6 protein-coding genes are annotated in these 8,400 nt (G+C 69.5%); 4 read left to right on the top strand and 2 right to left on the bottom strand.

Annotated elements, in window-relative coordinates; genetic code table 11:
• Positions 1–2,639, bottom strand: a 2,639-nt coding sequence (gene polA, locus GKQ77_RS21885) for a DNA polymerase I (protein ID WP_258021725.1), incomplete at its 3' end; no start/stop codon positions are given.
• A gap of 214 nt (positions 2,640–2,853) precedes the next feature.
• Between polA and GKQ77_RS21890 the strand changes: the two genes are divergently transcribed.
• Positions 2,854–5,133: an FdhF/YdeP family oxidoreductase gene (locus tag GKQ77_RS21890; RefSeq protein WP_219690633.1), complete on the top strand. Its 2,280-nt coding sequence runs from the start codon at positions 2,854–2,856 to the stop codon at positions 5,131–5,133.
• Between the two features lie 50 nt (positions 5,134–5,183).
• The gene (locus tag GKQ77_RS21895; RefSeq protein WP_219690634.1) at positions 5,184–5,657 is read left to right on the top strand and encodes a PaaI family thioesterase; all 474 of its coding nucleotides are present in this window, start codon (positions 5,184–5,186) and stop codon (positions 5,655–5,657) included.
• A gap of 291 nt (positions 5,658–5,948) precedes the next feature.
• Here the strand turns inward: GKQ77_RS21895 and GKQ77_RS33960 are convergent, their stop codons facing one another.
• A complete protein-coding gene (locus tag GKQ77_RS33960; protein ID WP_219690635.1) occupies positions 5,949–6,173 on the bottom strand; it encodes a hypothetical protein in 225 nt (74 codons plus the stop codon).
• A gap of 503 nt (positions 6,174–6,676) precedes the next feature.
• On the opposite strand from GKQ77_RS33960, the gene GKQ77_RS21905 reads away from it, so the two are divergent.
• Together GKQ77_RS21905 and GKQ77_RS21910 are read left to right on the top strand one after the other, a co-directional pair.
• Entirely contained in the window at positions 6,677–7,924 is a 1,248-nt protein-coding gene (locus GKQ77_RS21905) for a branched-chain amino acid ABC transporter substrate-binding protein (RefSeq protein WP_219690636.1), read from the top strand.
• A gap of 171 nt (positions 7,925–8,095) precedes the next feature.
• Positions 8,096–8,400: ABC transporter permease subunit (locus GKQ77_RS21910; protein WP_443728925.1), on the top strand; the 305-nt coding region annotated here is incomplete at its 3' end.

The following is an 8,400-nucleotide window of genomic DNA, read 5'->3' on the forward strand; positions in this document are numbered from 1 at the left end:
GCCCCCACCCCCACCGAAACATCCAACGGCGCCCGCAGCGCCACCGCGCCCGCCATCTCACGGCGGACCAGCTCCTCCACCTTCGCCCGCTCCCCCGGAGCGATCTCCAGCACGATTTCGTCGTGGACCTGGAGCAGCATCCGCGAGGCAAGCTCCGCCTCGGTCAGCGCACGGTGGACGTTCAGCATCGCGATCTTGACGATGTCCGCCGCCGTGCCCTGGATCGGCGCGTTCAGCGCCATCCGCTCGGCCATCTCGCGCCGCTGGCGGTTGTCGCTGTTGAGGTCGGGGAGGTAGCGCCGGCGGCCCAGCATCGTCTCCGTGTACCCCGTGGCGCGCGCCTCGTCGACCGCGCGGCGCAGATAGTCCCGCACCCCGCCGAACCGCTCAAAGTACGTGTCCATCAGCGCGCGCGCCTCGCCCGCCTCGATGTTCAGCTGCTGGGAGAGGCCGAACGCCGACAGGCCGTACGCCAAGCCGTACGACATCGCCTTGATCTTGCGCCGCATCTCCGCGTCGACCTTCGAGCGGTCCACGGAGAACACCTGCGAGGCGACCGTGGTGTGCAGGTCCTCACCGGAGGTGAACGCCTCGAGAAGGCCCTCGTCCTCGGAGAGGTGTGCCATCACGCGCAGCTCGATCTGGCTGTAGTCCGCCGTCATCAGCGACTCGAAGCCCTCGCCGACCACGAAGCCGCGGCGGATCGCCCGGCCCTCGTCCGTGCGGACCGGGATGTTCTGGAGGTTCGGCTCGGTCGAGGAGAGGCGGCCCGTGGCGGCCACCGTCTGGTTGAACGTGGTGTGGATGCGGCCGTCCGCGGCGATCGACTTGATCAGGCCCTCGACGGTGACGCGCAGCTTCGCCTGCTCGCGGTGGCGGAGCATGATGACCGGCAGTTCGTTCTCCGTCTGGGCGGCGAGCCAGGCCAACGCGTCGGCGTCCGTGGTGTAACCGGTCTTGGTCTTCTTCGTCTTGGGGAGGTTCAGCTCGCCGAAGAGGACTTCCTGGAGCTGCTTGGGCGAGCCGAGGTTGAACTCGTGGCCCGCCGCGGCGTGCGCCTCCTTCACGGCCTGCTGCACGGCGCCCGCGAACTGCTGCTCCATCGCCTCCAGATGGGCGCGGTCCGCCGCGATACCGTGCCGCTCCAGGCCGGCGAGGAGTGTCGACGTCGGCAGCTCCACGTCCTTCAGGAGGTCACTCGCGCCGACCTCCCGCAGCTTCTCGCCGAAGGCCGTGCCCAGGTCGAGGACGGTGCGGGCCTGCGACATGAGGTTGTCGGCCTCGGCGCGGTCGTCGTCCTCCGTGCCGAAGGCGAGCTGGCCGTCCGCGGCGGAGGCGGGCGCCAGCTCACGGCCCAGGTATTCGAGGGAGAGGGCGTCCAGGGCGAAGGAGCGGCGGCCCGGCTTGACCAGGTAGGCGGCGAGGGCGGTGTCCATGGTGACGCCGGCCACGGCCCAGCCGTGCTCGGGGAAGACCCTCATCACCGCCTTCGCGTTGTGCAGGACCTTCGGCTTGGCCGGGTCGGCGATCCAGGCCGCGAACGCGTTCTCGTCGGCCTCGTCCACGCTCGCCGGGTCGAACCAGGCGGCCGCTCCCCCGGCCGCGGCGAGCGCGACCTCGGTGACCGTGCCCGACCCGAGCTGCCAGGTGTCGACCGTGGCCATGCCGAGGACCGCCTTGCCGTGCTCGGCCAGCCACGGAGCCAGCTCGCCCGCGCCGAGCACCACGCCGTCCAGCTCGACGCCCGGCTCGGCCGGGGCCTGCTCGGCCTCCTCGGCGCCCGGGTCGACGGCAAGGAGCCGCTCGCGCAGCGAGGGGTTACGGATCTCCAGGGTGTCCAGGACCATGGCGAGCGCCGTGCGGTCGTACGGAGCGCGCTCCAGGTCGGCGACGGTCTTGGGCAGCTCTACGTCACGCACCATCTCGGTCAGGCGGCGGTTGAGCTTGACCGACTCCAGGTGGTCGCGGAAATTCTGCCCGGCCTTGCCTTTGACCTCCTCGGCGCGCTCGACGAGGTCGGCGAACGAACCGAACTGGTTGATCCACTTCGCGGCGGTCTTCTCGCCGACGCCCGGGATGCCGGGGAGGTTGTCCGACGGGTCGCCGCGCAGCGCCGCGAAGTCGGGGTACTGGGCGGGCGTGAGGCCGTACTTCTCGAAGACCTTCTCCGGGGTGAAGCGCGTCAGCTCCGAGACGCCCTTCGTCGGGTAGAGCACGGTGACGTGGTCGCTGATCAGCTGGAAGGAGTCGCGGTCGCCCGTGACGATCAGGACTTCAAAGCCGGCCGCCTCCGCCTGCGTGGCGAGCGTCGCGATGACGTCGTCCGCCTCGAAGCCGTCGACCGCGAAGCGCACCGCGTGCATCGCGTCGAGCATCTCGCCGATCAGCTCGACCTGACCCTTGAACTCGTCGGGGGTCTTGGAGCGATTCGCCTTGTAGTCGGGGAACTCCTGCGAGCGCCACGTCTTGCGCGACACGTCGAACGCCACCGCGAAGTGCGTGGGCGCCTCGTCGCGCAGCGTGTTCGCCAGCATGGACGCGAAGCCGTAGATCGCGTTCGTCGGCTGGCCCGTCGCGGTCGTGAAATTCTCCGCGGGCAGCGCGAAGAACGCCCGATAGGCCAGGGAGTGCCCATCCATGAGGAGCAGGCGCGGGCGCTGCTCGCCACCCGCCCCGCCGGCCTTGGTCGCCGCGGTCTCGGACTTCTTCTTCGCTGCTGTCTCTGCCACGTCCCCGATCCTGCCACGCCCCACTGACAGTCCCGTCCCGCCCGGCCCCTGAGCCGGGCATTGTCACTGCCGCGTGGGAGTATCGGAGACGTAGCTCACGTACGTGCTCGAAGGGGAGCCGACCATGGCAAGCAAGCCGCCCAAGGGCGATCCGGTCCAGGACGCGCCGCAGGTCGCCGAGGTCAAGCACGCGGCGGCGGGGCTGCCCGCCATCGGTCCCACCCTGCGCATCGCCCAGCAGCAGATGGGCGTGCGCCGCGCCGCGCTGACCCTGCTGCGGGTCAATCAGAAGGACGGCTTCGACTGCCCCGGCTGCGCCTGGCCCGAGCCGGACCACCGCCACAAGGCGGAGTTCTGTGAGAACGGCGCGAAGGCCGTAGCCGAGGAAGCCACCCTGCGCCGCGTCACCCCCGACTTCTTCGCCGCGCACCCGGTCGCCGACCTCGCCACCCGCAGTGGGTACTGGCTGGGCCAGCAGGGCCGCCTCACCCACCCCATGTATCTGGCGGAGGGCGCCGAGCGGTACGAACCGGTCTCCTGGGAGCGGGCCTTCGACATCGTCGCCGAGGAGATCGCCGCCCTCGAAAGCCCGGACGAGTCCGTCTTCTACACCTCCGGACGCACCAGCAACGAAGCGGCGTTCCTCTACCAGCTCTTCGCCCGCGAGCTGGGCACGAACAACCTCCCCGACTGTTCGAACATGTGCCATGAGTCGTCCGGCTCCGCGCTCACCGAGACCATCGGCATCGGCAAGGGCAGCGTCCTGCTCGAAGACCTCTACAAGTCGGATCTGATCATCGTCGCCGGTCAGAACCCGGGCACGAACCACCCGCGCATGCTCGCCGCCCTGGAGAAGGCCAAGCGCAACGGCGCGAGGATCATCACGGTCAATCCGCTGCCCGAAGCGGGCATGGAGCGCTTCAAGGACCCCCAGAGCCCGCGAGGCGTGCTCAAGGGCACCGCCCTCACCGACCTCTTCCTCCAGATCCGCCTCGGCGGCGACCAGGCGCTCTTCCGCCTCCTGAACAAGCTGATCCTGCGGACCGAGGGCGCCGTCGACGAGACGTTCGTACGCGAACACACCCATGGGTACGAGGAGTTCGTCGCCGCCGCCCAGGACGCCGACTGGGACGACACCCTCAAGGCCACCGGCCTGGACCGCGCCCGCATCGAGGAAGCCCTCGCCATGGTCCTCGCCTCGAAGCGCACCGTCGTGTGCTGGGCGATGGGCCTCACCCAGCACAAGCACTCCGTGCCGACCATCCGCGAGGTCGTCAACTTCCTCCTGCTGCGCGGCAACATCGGCCGCCCCGGCGCAGGCGTCTGCCCCGTGCGCGGCCATTCGAACGTGCAGGGCGACCGCACGATGGGCATCTTCGAACGCCCCGCGCCCGCCTTCCTCGACGCCCTGGAGAAGGAGTTCGGCTTCGCGCCGCCCCGCCACCACGGCCTGGACGTCGTCCGCGCCATCCGCGCCCTGCGCGACGGCGAGGCCAAGGTCTTCTTCGCCATGGGCGGCAATTTCGTCTCGGCCTCCCCCGACACCGAGGTCACCGAGGCCGCCATGCGCAAGGCCCGCCTGACCGTGCACGTCTCCACCAAGCTGAACCGCTCGCATGCCGTCACCGGCGCGCGCGCCCTCATCCTGCCCACCCTCGGCCGCACCGAGCGCGACCTCCAGGCGGGCGGCGAGCAGTTCGTGACCGTCGAGGACTCCATGGGCATGGTGCACGCCTCCCGCGGCCGCCTGAAGCCCGCGAGCGACCAGCTGCTCTCCGAGCCCGCCATCGTCTGCCGCCTCGCCCGCCGCGTCCTCGGCCCCGACTCGCGCACCCCCTGGGAGGAGTTCGAGAAGGACTACGCCACCGTCCGCGACCGCATCGCCCGCGTCATCCCCGGCTTCGAGGACTTCAACGCGCGCGTGGCACACCCCGGCGGCTTCGCCCTGCCGCACGCCCCGCGCGACGAGCGCCGCTTCCCCACCACCACCGGCAAGGCCAACTTCACGGCCGCCCCCGTGGAGTATCCGTCCGTCCCCGAAGGGCGCCTGCTGCTCCAGACCCTGCGCTCCCACGACCAGTACAACACCACCATCTACGGCCTCGACGACCGCTACCGAGGCATCAAGAACGGCCGCCGCGTCGTCCTGGTCAACCCCGACGACGCCAGGGAACTGGGCCTCGCCGACGGCACGTACACCGACCTGGTCAGCGAGTGGCGGGACGGTGTGGAGCGCCGCGCGCCCGGCTTCCGCGTCGTGCACTACCCCACGGCCAGAGGCTGCGCCGCGGCCTACTACCCGGAGACGAACGTCCTGGTGCCGCTGGACGCCACCGCGGACACCAGCAACACCCCTGCCAGCAAGTCCGTCGTCGTGCGCCTGGAACAATCCACGGTCGACTGAGCGTTCGCTCAGCGACAGGTGACGACGTCGAACGAACGGAGCCGGGCCCCATGGGCGAGCAGCACAGCGTGAAGTTCCCGCAGGAGGTCATCGACGAGTACGCCTCGCTCGGTGTCGACCTGCCCTCCCTGTTCTCGGCGGGCCACCTCGGCACCCGCATGGGCGTCCAGATCCTGGAGGCCTCGGCGGAGCGCGTCGTCGGCACCATGCCGGTCGAGGGCAACACCCAGCCGTACGGCCTGTTGCACGGCGGCGCCTCCGCGGTCCTCGCCGAGACCCTCGGCTCGGTCGGCGCGATGCTGCACGGCGGCATCACCAAGCTCGCCGTCGGCGTCGACCTGAACTGCACCCACCACCGCGGCGCCCGCTCGGGCCTGGTCACCGGCGTGGCGACGCCCGTGCACCGCGGCCGCTCCACGGCCACGTACGAGATCGTGATCAGCGACGAGCAGGGCAAGCGGGTGTGCAGCGCGCGCCTGACGTGCATGCTGCGGGACGCGCCCGCGGGCGGCGCCGCCGCCTGACCCATGAGACCGGCGCCTGAGACCGCCGCCTGATCCCGAGAGGGGCCGCACGCACAGGGCCGGAGCCTCTGGCTCCGGTCTAGCCTCGGCGCATGAGGCACCGGATGCGCCGCCGCGACGGCGGGCCGTACGGATGAATGCCGTCGGGCCCGTCGAGCCGGGCGAGGACACCTACGACCACGAGGCCGCCGCCCCGGAGCCCGCGCCGCCCGCCCGGCGCGGGACGCGGCACCGGCGTACGGCGATCGCCGTCGCCACGGCGGTGGCCCTGGGCGCGGCCGGCCTGAGCCTCTATCTGACCCGCCCCCAGCCGCCGCCGGAGCCGCCGCCACCCTGGCCGTCGCAGAGCGTGTCGGTGACGTACACGGGCGAGATGTCCCGCCCCAGGGCCCGAGAGCGGGACTTCACCTTCGCCGTCACCTTCACCCAGGCGTCCGGGCCCCCGGTGACCGTCCGCCAGGTCGCCCAGCCCTCGGCGTCTCTTTCGGTGCGTACCTCCCCCGGCCCCCCATTCACGGTGAAAACGGGAACTCCCCGGAAGTTGATCATCACGATGCACATTCGCGAATGCGGAGAAGTGCCACGGAATGCCGGGCTCCCTTTCCTAGAAGTAACACTGCGTAATGCACGCGCAAACGAGCGGCAGAGTTACATCCTGGGTCCGGAATACGCGAATGATCTTTCTGCGGCTCTGCGCGCCGCATGCCCACGAACACGCATGTCATGAGCTAAACGTCTTTACACTCCTGCCACTTTGTCCTGGGGATTCTCAGCATGTGGATACGTCGAGATCCACCGAACAAGGTCATATTCGGCCCCAACCGCCCCCTGCGTTCCACCCCGGAATACTCCGTGGCATAACAAGAGCGTCACAGCCTTGGTCCGACCACTCCACCTGGAACAAAGGCGCCCTTAGAGTCACGGCCAGTCACCGCGCCCACCGGATTCCTCTCAGTTCGGTTCCGCGCTCGACTCGGCGTTCCAGCAAGGGACAGCCGTGCCAGGGGAAAGGACTGATCGTGCGTCAACGTTCGCTCATAGCCATCACCGCCGCACTCACCGCGGGGGCGCTCACCCTCACCGCGTGTGGTTCGCGCGACGACAAGGACAAGGAGAGCGGCGAGGGCGGCGGCACCACCGTGGTCATCGGCGTCGACGCGCCGCTCACCGGGGACCTCTCCGCACTCGGCCTCGGCATCCGCAACTCCGTCGAGCTGGCCATCAAGCAGGCCAACGCCAAGGAGTACGTCGACGGCATCACCTTCAAGATGGAGGCCGCCGACGACCAGGGCCAGCCCTCCTCCGGCCAGACGAACGCCACCAAGTTCGTCGCCAACAAGAAGCTGCTCGGCGCCGTCGGCCCGCTGAACTCCTCCGTCGGCGAGTCCATGCAGAAGGTCTTCGACGACGCCAAACTCGTCCAGGTCTCCCCCGCCAACACCAACCCGGCCATGACCCAGGGCCCGGACTGGAACGGCGGCAAGAAGGTACGCCCGTACAAGGCCTACTTCCGCACCGCCACCACCGACGCCATCCAGGGCCCCTTCGCCGCCCAGTACCTGTACAACACGGCCAAGAAGAAGAAGGTCTTCGTCGTCGACGACAAGAAGACCTACGGCGCCGGACTCGCCGCCACCTTCAAGGACGAGTTCACCAAGCTCGGCGGCAAAGTCGCCGGCACCGAACACGTCAATCCGGACACCAAGGACTTCGGCGCCGTCGCCACCAAGATCAAGAACTCCGACGCCGACGTCGTCTACTACGGCGGCGAATACCCGGCCGCGGGCCCCCTCAGCAAGCAGATGAAGAAGGCCGGAGCCAAGATCCCCCTCGTCGGCGGTGACGGCATCTACAGCGCCGACTACATCAAGCTCGCCGGCAAGGACGGCAAGGGCGACTACGCCACCTCCGTCGGCCAGCCCGTCGAACAGCTGCCCTCCGCCAAGGAATTCATCGCCAACTACGAGAAGGCCGGCTACAAGGAGGCCTACGAGGCCTACGGCGGCTACTCCTACGACTCCGCCTGGGCCATCATCGAGGCCGTCAAAAAGGTCGTCGAGGACAACGACGGCGAACTGCCCTCCGACGCCCGCGCCAAGATCGTGGACGCCATGCAGGACGTCTCCTTCGACGGCGTGACCGGCAAGGTCTCCTTCGACAAGTACGGCGACGCCACCAACAAGCAGCTCACCGTCTACCAGGTCAAGGACACCACCGACCCCGCCAAGGGCTGGAAGCCGGTCAAGTCCGGCACCTACACCGGCTGACCCGCCCCGCAGCACAACACCCCGCAGCACACGACACCCCGCAGCACACGACACCGCCGCGCGGGGCGCTGCCCGACAGCGCCCCGCGCGGCGTCACATCCGGCGCGGCGACGGCAGAACCGTCGCAGCGGTGCCGTATCCGTCGCATTCGAAGAACTCGGAGGACCTGCGGTGCACGAACTGCCGCAACAGCTGGTCAACGGCCTGCTACTGGGATCCATGTACGGCCTGATCGCCATCGGCTACACAATGGTCTACGGCATCGTCCAGCTCATCAACTTCGCCCACGGCGAGATCTTCATGGTCGGCGGCTTCGGTGCCCTCACCGTCTGGCTCTGGCTCCCCGGCTCCACCACCATGTGGGTGGCCATCCCCCTCATGCTCGTAGGCGCCGTCATCGTCTCCACCACCATCGCCATCGGAGCCGAACGCTTCGCCTACCGCCCCCTGCGCGGCGCCCCCCGGCTCGCCCCGCT

Origin of the sequence: Streptomyces anatolicus (assembly GCF_019400875.1) — a bacterium.
Taxonomy (GTDB): Bacteria; Actinomycetota; Actinomycetes; order Streptomycetales; family Streptomycetaceae; genus Streptomyces; species Streptomyces anatolicus.